20 protein-coding genes are annotated in these 20,323 nt (G+C 43.7%); 9 read left to right on the forward strand and 11 right to left on the reverse strand.

What is annotated here, in order from left to right; translation table 11 throughout:
- Nucleotides 1–13 precede the first annotated feature (13 nt).
- The 3 genes from FHS57_RS07685 to FHS57_RS07695 all read left to right on the forward strand — a co-directional run bounded on the left by FHS57_RS07685 (nucleotide 14) and on the right by FHS57_RS07695 (nucleotide 3,538).
- Nucleotides 14–1,561 (forward strand): SusD/RagB family nutrient-binding outer membrane lipoprotein, encoded by a 1,548-nt coding sequence (locus tag FHS57_RS07685; RefSeq protein WP_183972290.1) that lies wholly within the window; start codon nucleotides 14–16, stop codon nucleotides 1,559–1,561.
- A 21-nt stretch (nucleotides 1,562–1,582) separates the two neighbouring features.
- Complete coding sequence (locus FHS57_RS07690) at nucleotides 1,583–2,065, forward strand: RidA family protein (RefSeq protein WP_122930757.1); 483 nt, start codon at nucleotides 1,583–1,585, stop codon at nucleotides 2,063–2,065.
- A gap of 150 nt (nucleotides 2,066–2,215) precedes the next feature.
- Nucleotides 2,216–3,538 carry a DUF418 domain-containing protein gene (locus FHS57_RS07695; protein ID WP_183972291.1) on the forward strand — a complete coding sequence of 441 codons (1,323 nt, stop codon included), beginning with the start codon at nucleotides 2,216–2,218 and terminating at the stop codon, nucleotides 3,536–3,538.
- Between the two features lie 3 nt (nucleotides 3,539–3,541).
- Here the strand turns inward: FHS57_RS07695 and FHS57_RS32145 are convergent, their stop codons facing one another.
- Both FHS57_RS32145 and FHS57_RS31765 read right to left on the reverse strand, forming a co-directional pair.
- The gene (locus tag FHS57_RS32145) at nucleotides 3,542–3,700 is read right to left on the reverse strand and encodes a HepT-like ribonuclease domain-containing protein (protein ID WP_183973138.1); all 159 of its coding nucleotides are present in this window, start codon (nucleotides 3,698–3,700) and stop codon (nucleotides 3,542–3,544) included.
- 12 nt (nucleotides 3,701–3,712) lie between these two features.
- Complete coding sequence (locus FHS57_RS31765; protein WP_229601282.1) at nucleotides 3,713–4,165, reverse strand: nucleotidyltransferase family protein; 453 nt, start codon at nucleotides 4,163–4,165, stop codon at nucleotides 3,713–3,715.
- On the opposite strand from FHS57_RS31765, the gene FHS57_RS07710 reads away from it, so the two are divergent.
- Entirely contained in the window at nucleotides 4,128–5,441 is a 1,314-nt protein-coding gene (locus tag FHS57_RS07710) for an amidohydrolase (RefSeq protein WP_183972292.1), read from the forward strand. The genes FHS57_RS31765 and FHS57_RS07710 overlap by 38 nt on opposite strands.
- 58 nt (nucleotides 5,442–5,499) lie before the next feature.
- Here FHS57_RS07710 and FHS57_RS07715 read toward each other — a convergent pair whose 3' ends face one another.
- Both FHS57_RS07715 and FHS57_RS07720 read right to left on the reverse strand, forming a co-directional pair.
- On the reverse strand, nucleotides 5,500–6,018 hold the full coding sequence (locus FHS57_RS07715) for a hypothetical protein (protein ID WP_183972293.1): 519 nt from the start codon (nucleotides 6,016–6,018) through the stop codon (nucleotides 5,500–5,502).
- On the reverse strand, nucleotides 6,015–6,383 hold the full coding sequence (locus tag FHS57_RS07720; RefSeq protein WP_183972294.1) for a hypothetical protein: 369 nt from the start codon (nucleotides 6,381–6,383) through the stop codon (nucleotides 6,015–6,017). The genes FHS57_RS07715 and FHS57_RS07720 overlap by 4 nt, the downstream gene beginning before the upstream one ends.
- Nucleotides 6,384–6,486: 103 nt before the next feature.
- Between FHS57_RS07720 and FHS57_RS07725 the strand changes: the two genes are divergently transcribed.
- Nucleotides 6,487–7,002 (forward strand): nuclear transport factor 2 family protein, encoded by a 516-nt coding sequence (locus tag FHS57_RS07725; RefSeq protein WP_183972295.1) that lies wholly within the window; start codon nucleotides 6,487–6,489, stop codon nucleotides 7,000–7,002.
- A gap of 23 nt (nucleotides 7,003–7,025) precedes the next feature.
- Complete coding sequence (locus FHS57_RS07730; RefSeq protein ID WP_183972296.1) at nucleotides 7,026–8,744, forward strand: tetratricopeptide repeat protein; 1,719 nt, start codon at nucleotides 7,026–7,028, stop codon at nucleotides 8,742–8,744.
- A 38-nt stretch (nucleotides 8,745–8,782) separates the two neighbouring features.
- Here FHS57_RS07730 and FHS57_RS07735 read toward each other — a convergent pair whose 3' ends face one another.
- Nucleotides 8,783–9,367 carry a Crp/Fnr family transcriptional regulator gene (locus tag FHS57_RS07735; protein ID WP_183972297.1) on the reverse strand — a complete coding sequence of 195 codons (585 nt, stop codon included), beginning with the start codon at nucleotides 9,365–9,367 and terminating at the stop codon, nucleotides 8,783–8,785.
- Nucleotides 9,368–9,467: 100 nt separating this feature from the next.
- Here FHS57_RS07735 and mgrA point away from each other — a divergent pair, with 100 nt between their 5' ends.
- Both mgrA and FHS57_RS07745 read left to right on the forward strand, forming a co-directional pair.
- Nucleotides 9,468–10,463 (forward strand): L-glyceraldehyde 3-phosphate reductase, encoded by a 996-nt coding sequence (gene mgrA, locus FHS57_RS07740; RefSeq protein ID WP_183972298.1) that lies wholly within the window; start codon nucleotides 9,468–9,470, stop codon nucleotides 10,461–10,463.
- Between the two features lie 142 nt (nucleotides 10,464–10,605).
- Entirely contained in the window at nucleotides 10,606–11,772 is a 1,167-nt protein-coding gene (locus FHS57_RS07745; RefSeq protein ID WP_229601302.1) for a PQQ-dependent sugar dehydrogenase, read from the forward strand.
- Between the two features lie 87 nt (nucleotides 11,773–11,859).
- On the opposite strand, the gene FHS57_RS07750 is transcribed toward FHS57_RS07745, so the two are convergent.
- From FHS57_RS07750 to FHS57_RS07775, 6 genes are read right to left on the reverse strand one after another with little or no spacing between them, the layout of a single operon-like run.
- A complete protein-coding gene (locus tag FHS57_RS07750; RefSeq protein ID WP_183972300.1) occupies nucleotides 11,860–12,891 on the reverse strand; it encodes an OmpA family protein in 1,032 nt (343 codons plus the stop codon).
- A gap of 48 nt (nucleotides 12,892–12,939) precedes the next feature.
- Nucleotides 12,940–13,950 (reverse strand): hypothetical protein, encoded by a 1,011-nt coding sequence (locus FHS57_RS07755; RefSeq protein ID WP_183972301.1) that lies wholly within the window; start codon nucleotides 13,948–13,950, stop codon nucleotides 12,940–12,942.
- A 19-nt stretch (nucleotides 13,951–13,969) separates the two neighbouring features.
- Nucleotides 13,970–15,241 (reverse strand): hypothetical protein, encoded by a 1,272-nt coding sequence (locus FHS57_RS07760; protein ID WP_183972302.1) that lies wholly within the window; start codon nucleotides 15,239–15,241, stop codon nucleotides 13,970–13,972.
- A gap of 21 nt (nucleotides 15,242–15,262) precedes the next feature.
- The gene (locus tag FHS57_RS07765) at nucleotides 15,263–17,296 is read right to left on the reverse strand and encodes a tetratricopeptide repeat protein (RefSeq protein ID WP_183972303.1); all 2,034 of its coding nucleotides are present in this window, start codon (nucleotides 17,294–17,296) and stop codon (nucleotides 15,263–15,265) included.
- 10 nt (nucleotides 17,297–17,306) lie between these two features.
- Complete coding sequence (locus FHS57_RS07770) at nucleotides 17,307–18,221, reverse strand: hypothetical protein (protein WP_183972304.1); 915 nt, start codon at nucleotides 18,219–18,221, stop codon at nucleotides 17,307–17,309.
- 15 nt (nucleotides 18,222–18,236) lie between these two features.
- The gene (locus tag FHS57_RS07775) at nucleotides 18,237–19,343 is read right to left on the reverse strand and encodes an OmpA family protein (RefSeq protein WP_183972305.1); all 1,107 of its coding nucleotides are present in this window, start codon (nucleotides 19,341–19,343) and stop codon (nucleotides 18,237–18,239) included.
- Between the two features lie 121 nt (nucleotides 19,344–19,464).
- Here FHS57_RS07775 and FHS57_RS07780 point away from each other — a divergent pair, with 121 nt between their 5' ends.
- Nucleotides 19,465–20,274, forward strand: a complete 810-nt coding sequence (locus FHS57_RS07780) for a LuxR C-terminal-related transcriptional regulator (RefSeq protein ID WP_183972306.1) — start codon at nucleotides 19,465–19,467, stop codon at nucleotides 20,272–20,274.
- Nucleotides 20,275–20,323: the final 49 nt, after the last annotated feature.

Raw genomic sequence — 20,323 nt, forward strand, 5'->3', positions numbered from 1 at the left:
CAAGTACAAGAAAATGAAACAGTTATTGTCAAGATATAAACTCCCCATTTTCGCATTGAGTAGCATGGTTCTCCTTGCTTCGTGCGATAAAGATTTTGTCGAAATCAACACTAACCCCAATGCGGTTTCGGTGCCGACGACCCCTTACATTTTTAGCAAAGCTATCTACGACGGAGCTGCCAACAGCGGAAACAAAGGCAGTTTGTTGTTTGGATTGATGCAATACACCACCAGCTACAACGACGTGGAAGGCTTTGGTTCAAAATACACTGCTTCGCAAGTTAATGCCACGGGTGGTGTTTTTTCCAATTCTTACCCTACTCAAATCAACCAAATCGGTGAGGTCATCAAGGCAGTAAAAGATGACCCCACCAAGGTAAATCTTTATGCCGCAGCGCGTATTTGGCGCGTGTTTTGTTACAGCCGCCTGACTGACTTGTACGGCGATATTCCGTACTCGGAAGCAGCACAGGGCTACAACCTTTCGATATTCCAGCCCAAATACGACGCTCAAAGTGCGATTTATGCCGATATGTTGAAAGAGTTGGAAACGGCAGCCAATTCATTTGATGCTTCAAACACCACAACCTTCGGTAATTCAGATTTGATTTATCAAGGCAATAGTACGAAATGGAAAAAGTTTGCGTATTCGCTCATGTTACGTTTGGGAATGCGTTTGTCGAAAGTGGACGCGGCTGCCTCGCAGAGCTGGGTGACAAAAGCCATCGCGGGCGGAGTGATTCGTGACTATGCCGACATTGCGAAAGTGAGTTACTTGGCTTCGGGTCAAAATATCAACAAAAACCCAATCGCATGGCAATTGCTGAACGACAACTACCTCCGTGCCGATGGAACAAACAACACCGAAGGCGGAAAATACCAAGATGTATTTATTAACTCCTTGAAAACCAATAAAGATCCGCGTCTAGGCGTGTTGTCGGTCGTATATGTCAATGGAGCTGCCAGTTCGGATGAGAGCATTCAAAAAGGACTACCTGCTACCATCAATGGTACCAAGCCTTCCGATTTTATAACGTATTCTGAACCGAAGCAAACGACGGTGTTGAAAGTAGATGCGCCTTTGTTGTTGTTTACCGTCGCAGAGTCTAACTTTTTGTTGGCGGAGGCAGCTATCAAAGGTTGGTATAAAACCGAAACGGCTTCTGCCTTATACGAGACAGGTATTCGTGCCGCCATGCAGCAGTGGGATTTAATCAGTGGTGTCACCAACGTCATCGACAAAGCCCGCATTGACAGCTATATCACGGCTCATGCCTTGAAAACATCGGGAACGGTGGCCGAACAAACTGAGCAAATTTATTACCAGTTCTGGGCGGGTATTTTCCCCGATGCTCAGGAGGTTTACAACAACTACCGTCGTACGGGCTACCCTGCGTTGGTACCAAACGTATATCCAGGAAATGCCACGGGTGGTAAGATTTTCCGTCGTTTCTTGTACCCAGTTTTAGAACAAACATTAAACAGAGCTTCGTACAATGAGGCCGTTCAACGCCAAGGAGCGGACGATTTGTTGACGCGCGTTTGGTGGGATAAACAGTAATTCAAAAAAGTAATCAACAACATGACAGTGATTGAAACATTGAGCCCCGAAGAGGCGTTTGCAGCCCTCGAATTATCGTTACCACCAGCACCCGCACCGCTGGGCGTCTATAAGCCTTATTTGATTGATGGAAAGTACTTGTTTCTCTCGGGACACGGGCCAGTACAAGACGATAAAAGCTTGATAATCGGGCGGGTAGGTGAGGAGTTAGACATGGAACAAGCCAAATTAGCCGCCCGTCAAGTGGGGCTCACCATGCTTTCAACCATCAAAACGCACGTGGGTTCATTGAACCGTGTAAAACGGGTAATGAAAGTATTGGGAATGGTGAACTGCACGTCCGATTTTTTGCGCCATCCGTACGTCATCAATGGATGCAGTGAGTTATTTGCCCAAGTGTGGGGCACCGAACACGGCATTGGTGTAAGGAGCGCGGTTGGAATGGGCACGTTACCCGACAACATTCCCGTAGAAATTGAAGCAATGTTTGAATTATACGAATAACCGACAAGCCAAACGCCTTCACGTAACCCCGATTTATTTCCCTTGTAGGAGCTTGTCTCTTGCAAGGGATTTTTTTTAATTTTTTGATGAGAAAAAAATTACGTACTTTTTCATACCTAAACTCTATTTTTCGTCAAACGTTCATAACCCATGGAAAAACTCACGCCTTCCAGCGTTGCTGCACCTGTGCCAGAAACCAGCCGTATTTCCCTCATTGATATGTTACGAGGCTTTGCGTTGTTGGGTATTTTAATGATGAATATTCCAGGCTTTTCGATGGCCGATTATTCTTTTGAGGCATTCAAAAATGACCCTGATAGTTTCAATTTTTGGCTTTATCAATTCATTGGAGTGTTCTTTGAAGGCAAGATGCGAGCCATGTTTGGGATGGTTTTTGGAGCGGGTGTCTTGCTTTTTGTTGCTAACAAAAGCGGTAAAGGTACGTCAGTGCATTGGCTGTATTACCGTCGCATGTTTTGGTTGTTGATTTTTGGCCTAATTCATTCACACCTCATATTATGGATTGGCGAGATTTTGTACCTCTACGCCGTTTGTGGAATGATTTTGTATTTGTTTCGCAACGTGCCACCCCGATACTTGGTGTGGGCAGTGCCCATTGTGGCAGTGGCTAGTTTTGTGGCGGGTACCATTCAGTACCAAGACATTCGTGAAAAACGCATCGCCTACTCCGAAGCCACCAAAGCCAAAAGTGAGAACAAAACCCTGACCGCTACTCAAACAAAAGCGCTGACCGAATGGCGTGAGATTGAGAAAACGATGATTCCTAATCGCGAAGATGCGAAAGCCAACACCAAAAAGATGAAGTCAGATTACAGTACCGTTGCGGGTTATTTGCGGCCCATTGCGCTGGATATTCAGACAAAGTACTTGCCTTTTGAAATTTGGGATTCGCTGGCATTAATGCTGTTGGGTTTAGCACTTTTCAAATGGGGTTTTCTGACGGGAGCGTGGTCAAACAAAGAATATTGGACAGTTGCCAAAATTGGCTACGGGTTTGGGTTACCCTTGGTGATTTATAGCAATTATTATGCGTTTCATCATTTCTCTACGCTTGAAGCCAATCTTGCTCGTATGGAAGAAGTACCCATCAACTGGGTTAATTTAATTTACCCTTTTCAGCGGATTTTGCTGGTGATGGCTCATGCCGCAGCGCTAATTTTGCTCTACAAATCGGGTGTGATACAAGGCTTGATGAACCGTTTGGTGGCGGTAGGGCGTATGGCATTTACCAATTACATTTCGCATTCGGTGATTTGTACACTTTTCTTTTTTGGATACGGCCTGAATTACTACGCTGAATTGGCGTTTTATCAAATTTACATCGTGGTACTTGCTATTTGGGCTTTTCAGTTGATTATCAGTCCAATTTGTCTAAAATACTTTCTTTTTGGCCCACTCGAATGGCTGTGGCGGAGTCTGACGTATTGGAAGGTCCAGCCGCTGAAGCGGTGAATATCAAAAGGTTGAAAGTTGTTCTTCTAATTCTTGCAAATCATTTTGTATGATATACCAAAGAATCTCATAATCAACCCCAAAATACCCGTGGATCAGTCTATTACGAAAACTAATAACGCCATGCCAAGCAATTTTAGGAGCATATCGGCTATCAGTAATTTGGGGTTACGCTTAGACATACATCAAGTCGGGTTCAATCTCGGCAAAATAAGAAGGTTTTATGCCATTACGAGAAACCAAATCAACGGGCATTTGGAGATAATTTTCAAGTTCTTTTGCCAAATTAAAAAACTGAAAGCCAATGGGTTTGTTAAACTCAACTAAAATATCAACATCACTTAATGGCGTTGTTTCGTTGCGAGCTACCGACCCAAAAATAGCCAAACGACTAATTGGGTAGCGTTTGAATAGCTCAGGCTTGATAGCGAACAAAAGCTCTTTTATTTTTTGAGATTCAATCATACCCGTTTTAATTTTTTTATTTAATACAAAACTATTCAATTTATCCCAAACCCAAAAACTATACGTTTCTCTAAGGAGTTCCCTCTCTTTCTTCAATTTTTCAACCAAACTATCAACTTTTAAAATGAAAAAATTAACCTTCTTCATCATTGCATTGTTCAATGTCTTTTTTGCGTCAGGACAGTCAAGCAATTATAGCGAACTCATTGCCAAAAGCGCCGACAAAGTTGAGCAAAAAGTCATTGCTTGGCGACACGATATTCACCAAAATCCCGAATTGGGAAACCGAGAGGTTCGTACTGCCGAACTCATTGCCAAGCATTTACAATCACTGGGCATAGAAGTAAAAACAAAAGTGGGTGTTACAGGCGTGGTAGGTATTTTAAAAGGCGATAAAGCGGGTCCTGTAATTGCATTGAGAGCGGATATGGATGCCCTACCCGTAGAAGAAAAAAACGGGTTGCCCTTTGCCTCCAAAGTAAAAACCATGTATAACGGAAAAGAAACCAGTGTCATGCACGCCTGCGGACATGACGCTCACGTAGCCATATTGATGGGTGTCGCTGAAGTATTGGCCAGCATGAAAAAGGACTTAAAAGGCACCGTCAAATTCATTTTTCAGCCAGCAGAAGAAGGTGCACCAAACGGTGAAGAAGGCGGGGCCTACTTGATGGTGAAAGAAGGTGTGCTGGAAAACCCAAAAGTAGAGGCAATTTTTGGCTTGCATATAAACTCCCAATTGGAAGTCGGTAGTCTTTCTTATCGTCCCGCTGGATTTATGGCAGGAGCTTCTGATTTTAAAATTACGGTAAAAGGCAAACCCAGTCATGGAGCTTATCCATGGCTTTCTGTTGACCCCATTTTGGTAGCTTCTCAAATCGTGGTCAGTCTTCAACAGATTGTCAGTCGAAACATAAAACTTACCGACAATGCCGCAGTAGTTACGATTGGTGCTATCAATGGGGGAAATAGGGGGAATATTATTCCAGAACAAGTGGAGATGTTGGGTACAGTTAGAACTTTAAGCAACGAAGACGAGGAGTTGATTTTTAACCGTGTTAGGCAAGTAGCCGAGAAAACTGCCGAAGCAGCAGGTGCAACAGCAGTGGTGGAACTACCTTATACGATTCGTTATCCTGTTACCTTTAACGATGTAGCACTGACAAAATCTATGTTAGCTTCCTTACAAAAATCGGCAGGAGTAGAAAATGTACTTTTGATTCCATCGGTTACGGGCTCAGAGGATTTTTCGTTTTATGCCCAAAAAGTGCCTGGCTTGTTCTTTCGCTTAGGTGGTATGTCCAAAGGAAAAGACCCCAAAACGGCAGGGCCTCATCATACACCCCAGTTTATGATTGATGATACTGCCTTTAAATTAGGCGTGATTACTTTTTGCAATTTGGTGTTTGATTATGCAGAGGAGAGTAAGAAACAGTGAAATGCTCCCATGATATTTTTACTATCTTTAATCTAAAAATCAATTTCAAAAATGAAAATCAAACAAACTGCACTTCTAACAGTCTTTGTGCTACACGATGCAACGCATCTTGTACCCGCAAGGCTTGTTCGCGCGAGGGGTGTTTAATGCCCGATAAATATTGTCGTAATAATGTGGGATTCATGCCTGCTTCCTTGGCAACTGCGCTCACTTTTACAACGTCAAAAGTTTCAGGGCGCAAAGGGTTTGAATAAGGTAAAAACGCGTTAGGCATTGGCAACCACTCAGTCGGTATTTTTTCGGTTGAAGGCATGGCCTGAGCTAAAATTTCATTTTTGTCGGTTAAATTGACGCGAAACCAAGCATCTAACTCGGGTTGTGCAAAAACGCTGTAAAGGTCAATTTTGCTCAATTTTAAATCTTGTAATCGATTCACCGATAAGGCAACTGAAATATATTGTGGCGTATCGTCTATGGCAATACACAATTGAAGTCCACCAATTTTATCTTTTGCTACAAACAAATGTGGGTAGTCGTGCCAAATTAAAGTTTCTTGAACAGTAAGTGAGATTTTCATATTTCTAAAATTTTAATGGTTTCTATGTCAAATTCTGTGCTGCGCCACCATGAAAAATGATGTAAATTGTTGCCCGTTTGTTGGACTAAACCATCCTTGTCAAGTAAGTCTATTTTAAAAATAGGTTTTAGTCGCATCGCTGGCAATAATCGTTTTAGTTGTTCAGCCGCATCTTGGTTATCAAAAATTGACAATGATCGTGCAACACATTCAGTGACGTGAAACTTTTTATGCGGGAATCGCCTCCGATGCGACCAAAAGTCACTGTCATCGGGTGGAATACTGCCCAAACGAAAGTAAGTGGCTTTTGGCGTACTTGCTTCTTCAGGCGGACAATTAGGCGGAAGTTGTTCGTACCAATTCATTTCGCAAAGGTACTATTTTTGTTACTTTTTTGTAGTAAAAATAATACTTACTGAGACTTAAAATTATCTTTTACTATCTTTAATCTAAAAATCAACCCTGACAATGAACAAAAATATCCTTTTGCTGACAACCCTGCTTTTAACTTTCCTGACAGTCACCAAAACGATTGCCCAATCGACAGCAGACCAGCTTCGCATATCAGAAATAGACAAGAGCTATTGGACAGAAATATCCCGAACGGTGAAAGAAGGTGATTTTGAAGGCTACAAAGCCACTTGCCACGAAAATGCCGTCTTGGTAACGACCTCGGGTAAAAATAAGCAGTCTTATCCGATGACTAAGGCATTGGCTGGCTGGAAACAGGGTTTTCTCAATACCAAACAAGGAAAGCAGCTGGATAATGTGCAGTTTCGCTTTTCCCAACGAATAGGTGACGCAACCACCGCGCACGAAACGGGCATTTTTTATTTCACTTCCCATGATAGCACGGGTAAGCTCATTTCGGAGGGCTACACGCATTTGGAAGCCTTACTGGTAAAGCGCGATGGCAAGTGGCTATGTTTGATGGAATACCAAAAAGCCAAAGCTTCCAAGGAAGAGTGGGAGGCGTTGAAGTGATTACCCTTTTAACAAAACTCAAAATGAAAAAACTGTTTCTTCTCATCTTTGTCGTTGGCGGTGTCCTCGCCGCTCATACAAACGCCTACGCCCAGCACGACCACCACGTGGACGACACGAAAAACAGCCACAATCACCTCGCCCATATCCAAGCCTCACGAACGCAAAATTTCTATATCCACAACCTGCCGTCGCCCAAATTGATGACGGGAATTGGACAATCAAAAATGAAGATTGAAACCAAATCCGACAAAACGCAGGCGTATTTTAATCAAGGGCTGAATCTACTGCACGATTTTTGGGATTTTGAAGCCTACCGAGCTTTCAAAGAGGCCATTCGACACGATTCTACGGCGATAATGCCCTATTGGGGGCTGCTACAAGCCCCTGGTCCCGAAGAGGATAGCGTACTGACAAGCCAGAAAAAAATGGCGTTGAAACAGTTAAGAAAATTACTTAAAACTGCCAACGAACACGAAAAACTATATGCCGAATTAGCACTTTTGGCCGATTCACTCAAAGAAAAAGCCTATCCAGAAATAGCCAGAAAGTATGAATTGATTATCCACAAATTCCCTGATGATATTGATGCCAAGTTGTTTTTGGCCTTGATGCAAATGAGTGGCTTTGATACCGACATGAAGCCCAGAGAAGGACAAATGTACAGCGAGTTTTTGCTTAAAGATGTACAACGCATCGAACCCAACAACCATGCTTTTCATCATTATTGGATTCACATTATGGAGCATTGCTGCCCCGAACGGGCCTTGGCAAGTGCCGATATGTTGACTTCGCTTGCCCCGACATCAGGCCATATCGTCCACATGCCAGGGCATATTTACAACCGCGTGGGCGATTACAAAAAAGCCCACGATTCGTTTGTGGCAGCCGTAAAAGTGGATTCGGCTTACATGAAAAACGAAGGGGTTCAGGAAGTAGATAACTGGAATTACATTCACAATATCAATTACTTAATCAATAATTGCGTGCATGACGGACGGCACAAGGAAGCGTTGTGGTATGCCGAAAAATTGAAAAATATGCCCACCACCAAAGACCGTAAAAAGATATACGACGGTACATTTTTCAACCAAGGCATTTTAGCGCCTGCCAAAATGGAAATGGCGTTTGGGCATTGGGACAAAGCCGCCGCCCAGTTGGAATTGATACAAGACAAAGACTCGGTTTACGGCCTGTCGAACATGGATTTTAAAAGTGGCTTGTTGTTTTTTGTAAAAGGTATGGATGCCGTTGCTAAAAATAAACTGGACGAAGCTATAACCTATTCAAACAGCCTCGATGCCTTTCTTTGGCGTAACGAAAAACAGACAGGCAAAGACAGCACCATGCAAAAATGGCTACAAAATATGCTCAATACGGCCAGTTTGGAACTTCAAGGCTGTATAAAAAGCGAACAAGGTAAACAGGAAGAAGCCCTGAAAATCTTGGAACAAGCCCACAAAAACGAAACAGAATTGGGCTATGGTGAGCCGCCTCTATACGCCCGTCCTGTGACAATGAGTATGGCAAAAGCATACGAAAAGGAAGGGAAATCAGAAAAAGCCATTGAAAAATACCATGATTTGCTCAAAAGATTTCCCCAGAGTGCGTATGTCTTGCATGCTTTGGCGATGGTCTATGCTCAAAAAGGAGACGCAGAAAAGTCCAAAGAGTTTGAACGTAAACTAAAAGAAGCGACCCTATATGCCGACAAAGGAATATATGCGCTGAAAAAGAAGTAGTTTTGGCTATTCGTGTTGCTGTAGTGGGGGGGCTGTTGTTAGTTTTTACCCGTCATTTGTCGCTTTCGCAACTTGCTCAAAAACTCGGGTGTAATTCCCAAATACGACGCAATGTACTGCTGTGGCACGCGGTTGGGTAGGGTTGGGTAGCGTTTCAAAAATTCCTCTAATTGTTCCATGGCCGAATAAGATACCGTGCGGAGCAATCGGGCTTGAATAACGGCCAAGTGGCGTTGAATCATCAGGCGAAACATACGTTCTAGTTTAGGGACGCGCTGGAGCAATTCGTCTTTAGATTCCCGAGAAAGTACCAACAACTCGCAGTCTTCGAGCGCCTCAATCGTCATTTGGCTGGGGGTTTGGTACTCAAAACTGCTAATATCGCTCACCCACCAATCTTCAACGGCAAACTCCAAGGTGAGTTCGGTGCCGTCTTTGTCAGTAAAATATTCTCGAATACACCCTTTAATGACATAGGCTTCAAAATGGCAGACATCGCCTGCTTGCAGTAGCACCGTTTTTTTGGGATAAGTTTTCCATTTCAAACAGTCGGCGACCACTTGGGCTTCTTCTTCCGTAAGCTGAACAAAGCGGGAAATATATTGATGAAGTTGTGAGTGCATTTTTTCTTTAAAGAATTTCTTGTTCTAGTTCAATTTTTATTTGATTGATAAACCCGACTTTTGCGCATCGTTTTTAAAATCAACGCAAAAATAACACACTATGGCTTTTTTACCTTCTCCGCAGCGTTACGACGCCATGGAATACCGCCGATGCGGCAAAAGTGGCATCAAACTTCCTGCCCTTTCGTTGGGCTTGTGGCACAATTTCGGTGGAATCGACCAGTTCGAAAATGCCCGAAACATAATCACACTAGCGTTTGATAAAGGCATTACCCATTTTGATTTGGCCAACAATTATGGCCCGCCTGCGGGATCAGCAGAGGAAACGTTCGGTCGAGTTTTGAAAAAAGACCTGATGCCTTACCGCGACGAAATGATTATTACCACCAAAGCAGGCTATTATATGTGGCAAGGCCCGTACGGCGAATGGGGTTCTAAAAAATACTTGGTATCGAGCCTCGACCAAAGCCTGAAGCGCATGGGCTTGGACTACGTGGATATTTTTTATCACCACCGCCCCGACCCCGAAACACCTTTGGAAGAAACCATGGCAGCCTTGGATTTGATTGTTCGTCAGGGGAAGGCGCTTTACGTGGGTATCTCAAATTACAACGCCGCCGAAACCGAAAGGGCTGTAAAGATGTTACGTGAAATGGGTACACCTTGCTTGGTGCACCAACCGAAATATTCGATGTTTGAACGTTGGGTGGAAGGTGGCCTCCTCGATGTATTGGAACAAAACGGCGCGGGTTGCGTTGCGTTTTCGCCCTTGGCTCAAGGATTGTTGTCCAATAAGTACTTGAAGGGCATTCCGTCTGACTCAAGAGCGGCTTCGGGACGTGGAAATGGAGCGTTGGAAAGTGGCCGTATCACGGAAGATAAACTTAATCAGGTGCTTCAATTGAACGAAATTGCCCAACAAAGAGGCCAAAACTTAGCCCAAATGGCGTTGGCATGGATACTAAAAGACCCGCGCATTACTTCGGTAATTTTGGGCGTTAGTAAACCCGAACAGCTCACAGATTCGTTGAAATGCCTTGAGAATAAGGAGTTTTCGGCGGAGGAGTTGCAGAAGATTAATCAAATTTTAGGCTAATATTTAATGGAACACAGATTGAACGGATAAAACGGATTTTTATCAGTAGTTATCTGTTCAATCCGTTAAATCAGTGTTCTAATTTTAACTTATTAAACAAAAGAAAAACAACTTACAAATGAAAAAAACAGCACTTTTTTCAATGGTATTTGGCACATTGGCGTACGCTTCGTGGGGTCAAACTGAACCAGTTGAAACAAAAGCTCCCAATTCTACCTACAAATCGGCCTTTGCTGGACAAACCCGAATTGGTGGCGTAAAAACCCAAACACCGTATGAGTTCAAGGTACTTTCGGAAGGCTTGACGTTTCCTTGGGGCGTAAAAAGCTTGCCAGACGGACGTTTGATTATCACCGAAAAAGCGGGGAATTTACGTATTGCCAAAGCCAACGGCGAATTGAGCAAGCCGATTACGGGACTTCCTGCCGTAAATACCAGTGGTCAGGGTGGACTTTTGGGAATTACCATCGACCCTAATTTTGACAAAAACCGAATGATCTATTGGACGTTCGCCGAAAATTTTGACGGTGGCACGCTTACTTCGGTAGCGAAAGGAAAACTTTCAGCCGATGAGACAAAAATTGAAGGGGCAACGGTCATTTACCGTGCCACGCCTGCCCACAAGGGAAATCTTCACTACGGAGGCCGTATTTTGTTTGATAAAAAAGGCGATTTGTTTGTGAGTACAGGCGAGCGCTCCGACATGGTAACCCGCCCTCAAGCGCAACAATTGAACTCTAGTTTAGGAAAAATTGTCCACATTACTACCGACGGAAAACCCGTTGCCAATGGCCCATTCGCCAGCACGTCGGGAGCCAAACCAGAGTTGTATTCGTACGGACACCGCAACGTGCAAGGGCTTACATTTAACCCTGTTTCGGGCGATTTGTGGTCAAATGAGTTTGGCCCAAGGGGCGGCGACGAAATCAACCGTGTGCAGTCGGGTAAGAACTACGGTTGGCCTGTGATTACTTACGGAATCGAATACAGTGGGAAGCAGATTGGAGAGGTGATTCAGCAAAAAGAAGGGATGGAGCAACCTGTTTATTATTGGGACCCATCGGTTTCGCCAAGCGGAATGACGTTTTACAGCGGTGACATGATGCCTGAGTGGAAAAATAACCTATTTGTGGGTTGTTTGAGCGGGATGCACATTGCGCGTTTGGTGATTGAAAACAACAAAGTGGTTGGAGAGGAGCGTCTTCTTTCGCAAGAATACCAACGTTTCCGTGACGTAACACAAGGCAAAGACGGGGCTATCTACGCCGTGACTGACCAAGGGCGTTTGTATCGTATTTCTAAGAAATAATTTCTTGCCTTTTTGTGCAACCATATAAGACCATATAAGTTTTTCTTATAATCCCTTATATGTCTTATATGGTTATTTTTTGTGAAGCTAATTGACTTTCACAAACTCTACCCGACGGTTTTCAGCTTTTCCTTCAAAAGTAGTGTTAGGCGCAAGCGGCTTGGTTTCGCCGTATCCTCTGGTGCTCAATCGACTGCCGTCGATGCCCATTGTAATCAATTGATTCTTGACCGAAAAGGCGCGCGCTTCTGAAAGCTTGAGGTTGCTGGTGTCGTCCCCATCAGCATCTGTATGTCCACCGATTTCTACTTTTAGGGCCGAATTTTCTTTCAATATTTTGGCAATGGCGTTCAATTCCCCCATCGAGGTAGGCTTGATGATTGATTTGTTAACGTCGAAATTGATACCGTGCGAAATGTATTTTCCGTCGGTAAAAGCTTTCCCAATTAAGTTTTGGTCTCCCCCTGCGGCCAATTTGAAATTTTTAAAAGCCATGGGTTTTCCGTCGCTGTAATCTCCGCTGACCAGCAAGGTAGTAGCTTTAAACTCCACCTCAGGGACGGTCAATACCCGATTTTGGTTGGCATAAACTTTAATTTGTCCTCCCTTGACCGCAACAGCGTAATGAATCCATTTGTTGAAGAAGTCATCTCCCAATAAGTCCTTTGGATTATCGCCATTGAGCTGGGTACCTGGGCCATAAAAAGTGGTGTAATCGCGGGAAGTTTCTATTGTTACGCTGGCTTCATCGCCATTCATAAGCATAATGCGAATGCCTGGGTTGCTGTCATAACCCGCATCCAAATAAGCATCAAATTCGATGGTGTATTCTTTGGGCAAATAAGCGGGCGTCTTTACCCTTGGAGCTAACTTGGTATAAAATTTTGTGATAAAAAATGCTTTTTCGTCCCCCGATTTGTTGACGACTGCTTGCCCTTCTTTTAGTTTCCAATGAGTACCAAATTCGCCTTCTTGACTATCGGTAAAATCATCTGAAAAAATAATTTTATCACCTGCCACAAAATCATAGTTTTGATAGGCGCGCAGGTCTTGAGCGAATAGCCCCCTGCCCCCCATTGGGGGAATTGTTAGGAGTAAGAAAATAATTACTTTTTTCATGTGATTTGATTGTTTTTTGATTTTTAAAACTTGCTAAGAGTTTGGGAATCAATTGGCTTTCATAGCTCTGAATTTTCCATTTAGGCGTCCTCGGGCTTTTTGACCATTGGCATCCCCTGCATACACAATGGTGTTGATATAGCCTTCTATGTAGGTGCTGTCCTCATGCGTAATCCTAACACCTCCGTCACAAATCATATCTTCGTTGGTGTCTCCACAACCTACTCCCAGCTGAAGACCAACGACCATATTGACCCCACTTTTTTCGGCGCTTAAATCAAACGAACCAGCTCCTAATCCTCGATAGGCAATGGCAAGCAGGTAGTTGCCGTTCACGATGTTTTTACTCCCATTGTCTTCTGTGTCAATAGCTTCAAGGGCTAAGTTGCTAAAGCGAAGGACTGAGAGGTTTCGATTTGGGTCATAGATGTACATGGCGCTGGCCGTAAGCCCATTGATAGAGTACCCTTTCTGTTTAATGGCGTTTACCGCTTGTTGGGGTAGCATTTTGCTATCAATACTTGTCAGTTTTGTAACAAACTTGGCATTGATGATGCCCATATCTGGTATGTGTAGCGTAAAAAAGGTTTCGTTTTGGGAAAAATAAATAGTTTTAAGGAGTTGTACTTTGGGCAAATTGGGCTCTGTTGGGGTTAAATCAACCGATATAATCATTTTTTTGTTGGCGGGTGCAGCAGCGGGAGCTGTGTAAGAAGCAGTCAGACCGTTTGAAGCGATTCGACCACCTCCTTCCACAATCCGCCAGTTAGTTACCCGATAAGGACTTGTTTCTCCGCTCGGTAGTTTAATGGTCTGTCCTTTACGGCGGAGTTCAGGCGTCTCGTCGTCGGGGTTAGCTTTAGGTAGAATAAACAAGTCGATGCTTAATTGACAAGATTCAGAGGCTTCTAATAGCCCCTTGTCCGAAACCAAGGAAAGCTTAAATGCTTTACTGGCAATGACTTCGTCCCACATTTCTTTGGTCCAGCCCTCGGGAGTTTGCCCTCTAACTTCCAATAAGGAGATGCTTAAAAGGAGAAAAAAAATCACTCTTTTCATAAATATTGATTGTTTTGGATTAATACCTATCTTTTTGCCTTCTTACTTTAAAATGCCCTTTGATATGAGCGTCGGGTCGTTTTTGTTGGTCTGTGCCAATGGGTTCATGGATTTTGTAACCCACTTTAACGTCCCCTTCGAATGTACCTTCGATAAAGCCACCTACGGGGTCATAACTGGTGATTTTGATGGTAACTCCGTTGGAGTCAAAGCTATATTCGCAGCCATTCCAACAATTTATGCCTCCACGAAAAGAAGATTTTTCACTCCCTGGGAAGGTCTCAAACTGCCCCGTTTGTCGAATAAATGGAATCGTAATATCCAGAAAACCAGCACTGGTATAGGTTTTAAAATCGGAGTCTTCGGAAATTAAAATACGAGTGATGGCATTTTCGGTAATGGCACGATTGGGATGATTGTTTCGTAAATACCCAAACTGATTATCCACCGATGGCTTTAAACGAACGGTTCGCTGGTTAAAATCTCCGCCGTTGAGCGTGAATTCAATCTCGTTAGTTCCTGCCAAAGGCTTTGCCAGCGTTTTCTCCATCGGAGGTGCTTGGCTTGGGTTAGGAATAGGGATTTTATTTTCACCCATCAAGTCTTTAAGTGCTTTTAAATCAGTGTTTTTTAAGAAAAAATCAAGTACTGTCGGTGACCCTTTCACCAAGATTAATATACTTTGGATTTGGGTCATGGGAACGGTAAAACTGGGCGGCATCTCAAATCGATACAGCGTTTGGCCATCGTCAAGCGGGGTTGTTTTAGCAACTTTCCAACCTTTTCCCATGCACAAGCGAGCGTCGTGCGGACCCACCATCACAAAGGGAAATGGAGGTATTGGCTTGGGATGAAGGGAACCTTGAGTAGTCAGCTCGTTTTCGAACGCATTTACATAAACGTCTATTTCACATTCCGTTTCGTCCATCATTTTTTGGATGCCAGCCATGTCAACGGCAATGGTGCGCCACTTGTTCTTTTCATCCTCGCTTACATTTTTACGCACGTATCGAATTTTAAACTCATGCGAAAAAAATGAGCTGTAGCCCACGCTACCATTATGAAACCACGTGTCGCCGTCGGTATCTGATTCGCGTTCGATTGCCCAATTTTCCAACTGATGTGGAAGCGCATTTTTGATAATGCTTTTCACCCGTTGGCTTTCGGCAGTTTCAATGGCCAAAGCGGGGCGGCCTTCTTGGGCATGGGCCTGAAAACAAACGAAGACTATTCCCCAATGAAAGAGAAAAGACGCTTTAAGCTGAAGAAAACGGTAATAACTCTGAGGCATAGTATTGAAAATAAATAAATGTCAATCAACTCCTGGGGTAAATTTCCAGGCCTGTGAAGGTGTGAGTGGGGCAATTCCTTTGGCGGCAGAGATGCCAAATTCAATTTTCCCCTCGCTTTTTAAGCCCAAATCACCGCCGTTAGTCGAAATTTTTCCCGACAATGAAGCCGTAGCTTCCCCCTTTAAACCTGCATCCACAATCCCTTTATTACCAGTGATGGTGATAAATTCGACGACCTTTCCACCTACGCTCAAGCCACCTACTTCTTTTTCAGCTTTTAGTCCCGCTTGTAATTCGAGTTCATCTTCGCCCCAATCGTCTCCCCACGTTAGCTCTAACCCGAGCGTTCCTTTGACCCCTGGGCTGGGGGTATTGATTGAAAAGTTGATTTTTTCGCAATTCGCTTCCGATTCTATCACTCCCGCGTCGATATTCCACGTAGGCAGGGGGCATTCGTCGTCATCTTCCCAAAGTTCGAGCTTGTGAGTTCTCATCAATCGTTGTACTTGTTCCGTAATGACTGAGTCCTCCTCAATTTTCTCTTCTACTTCGCAAAATGTATTGGCGGCATTGCTTGCCCACGCAGCCCAACTGGCATGGGCCAACCCATATTGGTACATCAGTTGGGCGGCTTCTTTGCGGCGCGTATTGGCCAACTGATGGAGCTGGGGGTTTTTGAGTGCCATCACGTAGCGGTCGGTTTTGGACTCGTACGACCTTATGTCGTTGGTAGTGTTTTTATACAAACTCAGCCATGCTGAATAAAAATACTGGTGGTGATTATTCAACAACTTTTGAACATTTTGACAGTACTTATTACGCTCTTGCTCTTGGCAGCCTTCATTATCGCCGCACTTTTGGGCACTGGTTTCGTAAGCTCGTTTGGCAGCCATAAACTTTTCGTTCATTTGCAAGTAAGACCCCTTTGTTTCGTTGTTAAAACGGCGCGTGAAGGAAATGGAACGATTGCTAAAGAGCTGTTCATAATAGTCAAGGGCTGCCAGCTCTTTGGTATAAGGGTAAGGGACAACGATATGATTATCAGTTACTTTTACTTTGGCTTGTTCTTGCCATTGCGTTTCGAGGGTACTCAACGAAGCCATCACGCGCTCAATTCGTTGGTGATTTTCGTCCACCAACGAAGTGTGAAAGCCTTCAATAATCCGTTCGTTTTGCATCGTTTTGAGCAAGTTACTACTGTATTCGGCGGGAGGTTCAGGAAAATGAAGCCCACTGGCGGCGTTTCCTCCAAAAGGCCGCTCTTCGTAATCTATGAGGGGAAGCACGTCGTTTACGGCGGGTAAAGTTGTGCTTTCGTTCATTCCTTCGTTTTGATTGACTTTCGCTATTTTTTTAGCCTGGTCATCCTTTTTTTGTATGGCACCTGCAAATGTCATTTTTTTAGACCAAGCCAGTTTACGCCAGCGGTCTGCTTCTGTATTTTGGCCTCGTGCTTCTGCAATCGTCGCTAAACCATTCATCGCATGGTAGAGGTTGGGCGCGATTAACAGTGCATTTTCAAAGTGTTTTTTCCCCGTTGTAAAATCCCCTACCGAAGTAGCAACCCAACCGAGGTTAGCCAGTAATGTAGGGTTTTGAGGTGTTTGTTTTCGGGCATATAACAAAATTTTGTACGACAATAAATAGGCGTCGATGTTCTTGAGGCATACGCCTAAATTGCGGTAAATAGTCGTGTCAATTCGGTTTCTTTCGGCAGCCATTGCATACAAGTAAACGGCGGCATACGAACTTCCTTTCAAGAAAAAAAGAGTGGCTAAATCGGTTAACTCACTGCCATTGGCGCTACTGATGTTTCGGTCTAGCTCTATTCTAAAATTTCTATTTTTTTTATCTAAAAACGCCACAGCAATCCCTTTAGATTGGAAAATCAATTTGGTGAGAACCTCCTCCGTAGGGGTTTTGATTTGGTCATAATGCAAGCTGCTATTTTCTTTGAGCGGGCGTTCTTCGGAATCTTTGACCGCATCCCACACGTACTGTGCTTGTACACTTACTCCAATTAAGGTTAGATAAAAGACGAATAAAGTTTTCATAATGAGTGTCTTATAGTTCCTTGAGCCAAACTTCGGCTATTTTACGCAATTCCATAGTCGCAGGTTTACCCATACGAAAGCACTGTTTCCAGATAGAAGATTTGCGGCGATAGTCGTCGTTTACGAATTCACGACGACCATTTTTTTGTTCAACCTTCGCCTCAAAATCAACGTCGGTCGATTCATCCAAAAACTGCTGAAGCTGTGCTTTGATGTTTGCTTTGTAATTTTTTTTGCCGTCGATTTCGGCATTTTTTTCTACAATAGTACCAATGCGCTGATTGACCTCTGATTTGGCTCGGATGGTGGCATACTTTTTGGCAAACTCTGTTTTGTTGGTTTGAAACAACGGTTTAATCGCCAGCATTGCTTCCAAATCTCCCACCATTTGTTTAATTCCCTTCATTTCGGCGGTGTAAGTGGCTTTTCCTTCGGGGGTGTCACCGTACGGATTGGGCTTTTCTAAGACAGGTTTTAGTCCATCTAGCATCTGTTGTTGTCCTTTAAAATACTCGTCGTTCAGTATTCCAGCCTTGATCGTCTCGGTGATTTCGCTGAGCGATTCGTTGTATTTTTCGGCATAGAATTCTTTTAGTTCGGACGAATTAGGGTCGGTACCTTGTTTTTGAGCATCCAAACTTTTTCCTAAATCAGCGACAAAAGCCGAGGAGTTGACGTACGTTTTGGCAAACGTTCCTACGACACGGGCCATGGCGGCTTGTTCGGCAGCGGGCAATTTACTGCCAAGGTCTTTCACTTCTTTTGGAATGTAAAATTGAAAACTGGGAAAGGTATTCATGGCAGCAAGCTCCACAATTTTTTCTTTAAATTCGGGTACGTTGACTTTATATTTTGCCAAATCATCCCAAAAACGAAAGGCTGAAAAAGTGACTAAAATGATGACTGTATAAGTGGTTTTTTTCATGATTAGGGGTGATTTTTAGAGTTTTACAAATTCTACGCGACGATTTTCGGCTTTTCCCTCAAAAGTAGTATTGTCACTAATGGGCTTGGTTTTGCCGTAACCTTTGGTGGTAAGTTTGGTGCCATCTGCTCCGAGCGAAACCAGTTTTTCTTTCACGGCATCGGCTCTTTCTTGGGATAGTTTTAGATTGGCCGCTTCGTTGCCATCGGCATCGGTATGCCCACCAATTTCAAATTTTAATTCGGGGTGTTCTTTCATCATCGCGATCATCGTATTGAGCGTTCCCATGCTTTCGGGTTTGATGGTCGCCTTGGCAACGTCAAAATGGATGCCCCGTGCGACAAATTTCCCATCGGTCGTTAGTGTTTTATAGGGGTCAACGCCTCCAGCAGCAATGCGAAAATTTTTCAAGAACAACTGCGAACTCATTTCGTACGTACTTCCATCGGCCACTATCTCGATGTTAAAGGCTTGTCCACTTTCGATAGGGGCGTTCAAAACGCGTTCGCTGTTTAGATAGACCTTCAATGATTTTTCGGTAACCGCCATCGAAACGTGCACCCATTTGTCGCAGAGGTCTTCATAAATATATTCGCTGTCTGCTATTTTTTTGCCACCCTTGTATTGCCCTTTGAAAGATTTAAACTCAACATTACCAATGGAATAGAGGTAAATGCTTTCTTCAAAGTCGCCGAGTTTTTCTCGTACGCTGTCCCATTCTTTGTCGGTAGCAAATTGAATCAGTAATTTGTCGCCATCGCTGTTGCCGTCGCCGATGGCTTGTGCAAAAGGTTTGGTGTTGTGCCGCCACAAATAATCAAACTCGACCGTGAATCGGCTGGTACCGATAAGGTTTTTATTTTTGGCCATGCGAGGATAAGCTTTGGGGGAAGCATCCAAGAAACCCATGACCAATTCGCCGTTAATTTTGGCGATTTCGATTTTCCCACTGCTAATCATCCAATGCGATGGAATTTCGTCAGAACTTTCGCCCGTAAAGTTGTCTTCAAACAATACCTTATCCCCTGGGACAAAGTCAAATTTTGCGTACGATTTTTCCGAAACTTGGGCAAATAATGGGCTGTAACCAAGGAAAATTGCAAAGAGAAGGTTTTTTTTCATTGTTTTAAAAGTAGGTTTAAACGACGTTCTAAAACTAGGAAAAGCCCTTGCGCCTGTCAATGGCACATTTGTGCTATTGAATTGCTCGAAAATACCTATATTTCGTAAAAACACCTTGACTATGAGCGATTTGCTACGGTTTCGAAATGAGATTAAACAGATTTATAAAAAGCTGAAAAGCTTTTATGAATATTTGCCGAGAGATTCGGCGTTGGATTCGTACATCGACCAATTTTCATTTACCGAAACTATTGAGCGCATCTATGCCGTAGGGCCGTATTGTTGGTTTATTTCGGACATGAAAAGCGCCAAATGGGTGAAAGTCGGAGGAGCCATTGAGCAAATGACGGGCTATTCAAAAGACGAACTTACCAACGCTTCCTTTATTCAGGCAGCTCGCTTCACTACCCCCGAGCAACTCATGGCGACGGTTCAATCGGCCGAGCTTTTTTGGCACTATTTTTATTCGCAACCCGTCGATTACCGTAAAAATGTTAAATCGTCGCATACGTATCAGTTTTTGCGTAAAAACGGTACTTCATTTCATGCGCTTCAACAAAGCTCCACGTTGTTTTTTGATAACTTGGGCAACGGTGTCTTTCAATTTGACCTCATTACCGACATCTCTCACCTGGACCCAATCCCCAAACTTCGTTTTTTTCTACTCGACACGAATAATCCTGAACACATGAAAAATATTCCCATACACGAAGGGATTATTCGTAAAACCCAATCACTTCCCATTAGCCCTTCCGAAAAACGGGTACTTGAGCTGATTGCCCAAGGAAAAAGTATTAAAGTAATTGCGGCCGAGCTTGGCATTAGTGAAAATACGGTCAAGCACCACCGCACCAATATGTTTGTCAAATGTGAGGTCAAAAACATGGCCGAACTGACCGCTAAAGCATTAACAATGGGCTGGTTTGAGTAACATAATTGATGGAATTTGAGGATGTGTTGATGTTCCAAAAGTAGTGGGT

The sequence above is a fragment of the Runella defluvii genome (assembly GCF_014195535.1).
Taxonomy (GTDB): domain Bacteria; phylum Bacteroidota; class Bacteroidia; order Cytophagales; family Spirosomataceae; genus Runella; species Runella defluvii.

Bases quoted from the DNA above. Each gene is read 5' to 3' on its own strand.
- FHS57_RS07685 (WP_183972290.1), top strand. From the start codon at position 14: ATGAAACAGTTATTGTCAAGATATAAACTCCCCATTTTCGCATTGAGT.
- FHS57_RS07690 (WP_122930757.1), top strand. From the start codon at position 1,583: ATGACAGTGATTGAAACATTGAGCCCCGAAGAGGCGTTTGCAGCCCTC.
- FHS57_RS07695 (WP_183972291.1), top strand. From the start codon at position 2,216: ATGGAAAAACTCACGCCTTCCAGCGTTGCTGCACCTGTGCCAGAAACC.
- FHS57_RS07710 (WP_183972292.1), top strand. From the start codon at position 4,128: ATGAAAAAATTAACCTTCTTCATCATTGCATTGTTCAATGTCTTTTTT.
- FHS57_RS07715 (WP_183972293.1), bottom strand. From the start codon at position 6,018: ATGAAAATCTCACTTACTGTTCAAGAAACTTTAATTTGGCACGACTAC.
- FHS57_RS07720 (WP_183972294.1), bottom strand. From the start codon at position 6,383: ATGAATTGGTACGAACAACTTCCGCCTAATTGTCCGCCTGAAGAAGCA.
- FHS57_RS07725 (WP_183972295.1), top strand. From the start codon at position 6,487: ATGAACAAAAATATCCTTTTGCTGACAACCCTGCTTTTAACTTTCCTG.
- FHS57_RS07730 (WP_183972296.1), top strand. From the start codon at position 7,026: ATGAAAAAACTGTTTCTTCTCATCTTTGTCGTTGGCGGTGTCCTCGCC.
- FHS57_RS07735 (WP_183972297.1), bottom strand. From the start codon at position 9,367: ATGCACTCACAACTTCATCAATATATTTCCCGCTTTGTTCAGCTTACG.
- mgrA (WP_183972298.1), top strand. From the start codon at position 9,468: ATGGCTTTTTTACCTTCTCCGCAGCGTTACGACGCCATGGAATACCGC.
- FHS57_RS07745 (WP_229601302.1), top strand. From the start codon at position 10,606: ATGGTATTTGGCACATTGGCGTACGCTTCGTGGGGTCAAACTGAACCA.
- FHS57_RS07750 (WP_183972300.1), bottom strand. From the start codon at position 12,891: ATGAAAAAAGTAATTATTTTCTTACTCCTAACAATTCCCCCAATGGGG.
- FHS57_RS07755 (WP_183972301.1), bottom strand. From the start codon at position 13,950: ATGAAAAGAGTGATTTTTTTTCTCCTTTTAAGCATCTCCTTATTGGAA.
- FHS57_RS07760 (WP_183972302.1), bottom strand. From the start codon at position 15,241: ATGCCTCAGAGTTATTACCGTTTTCTTCAGCTTAAAGCGTCTTTTCTC.
- FHS57_RS07765 (WP_183972303.1), bottom strand. From the start codon at position 17,296: ATGAAAACTTTATTCGTCTTTTATCTAACCTTAATTGGAGTAAGTGTA.
- FHS57_RS07770 (WP_183972304.1), bottom strand. From the start codon at position 18,221: ATGAAAAAAACCACTTATACAGTCATCATTTTAGTCACTTTTTCAGCC.
- FHS57_RS07775 (WP_183972305.1), bottom strand. From the start codon at position 19,343: ATGAAAAAAAACCTTCTCTTTGCAATTTTCCTTGGTTACAGCCCATTA.
- FHS57_RS07780 (WP_183972306.1), top strand. From the start codon at position 19,465: ATGAGCGATTTGCTACGGTTTCGAAATGAGATTAAACAGATTTATAAA.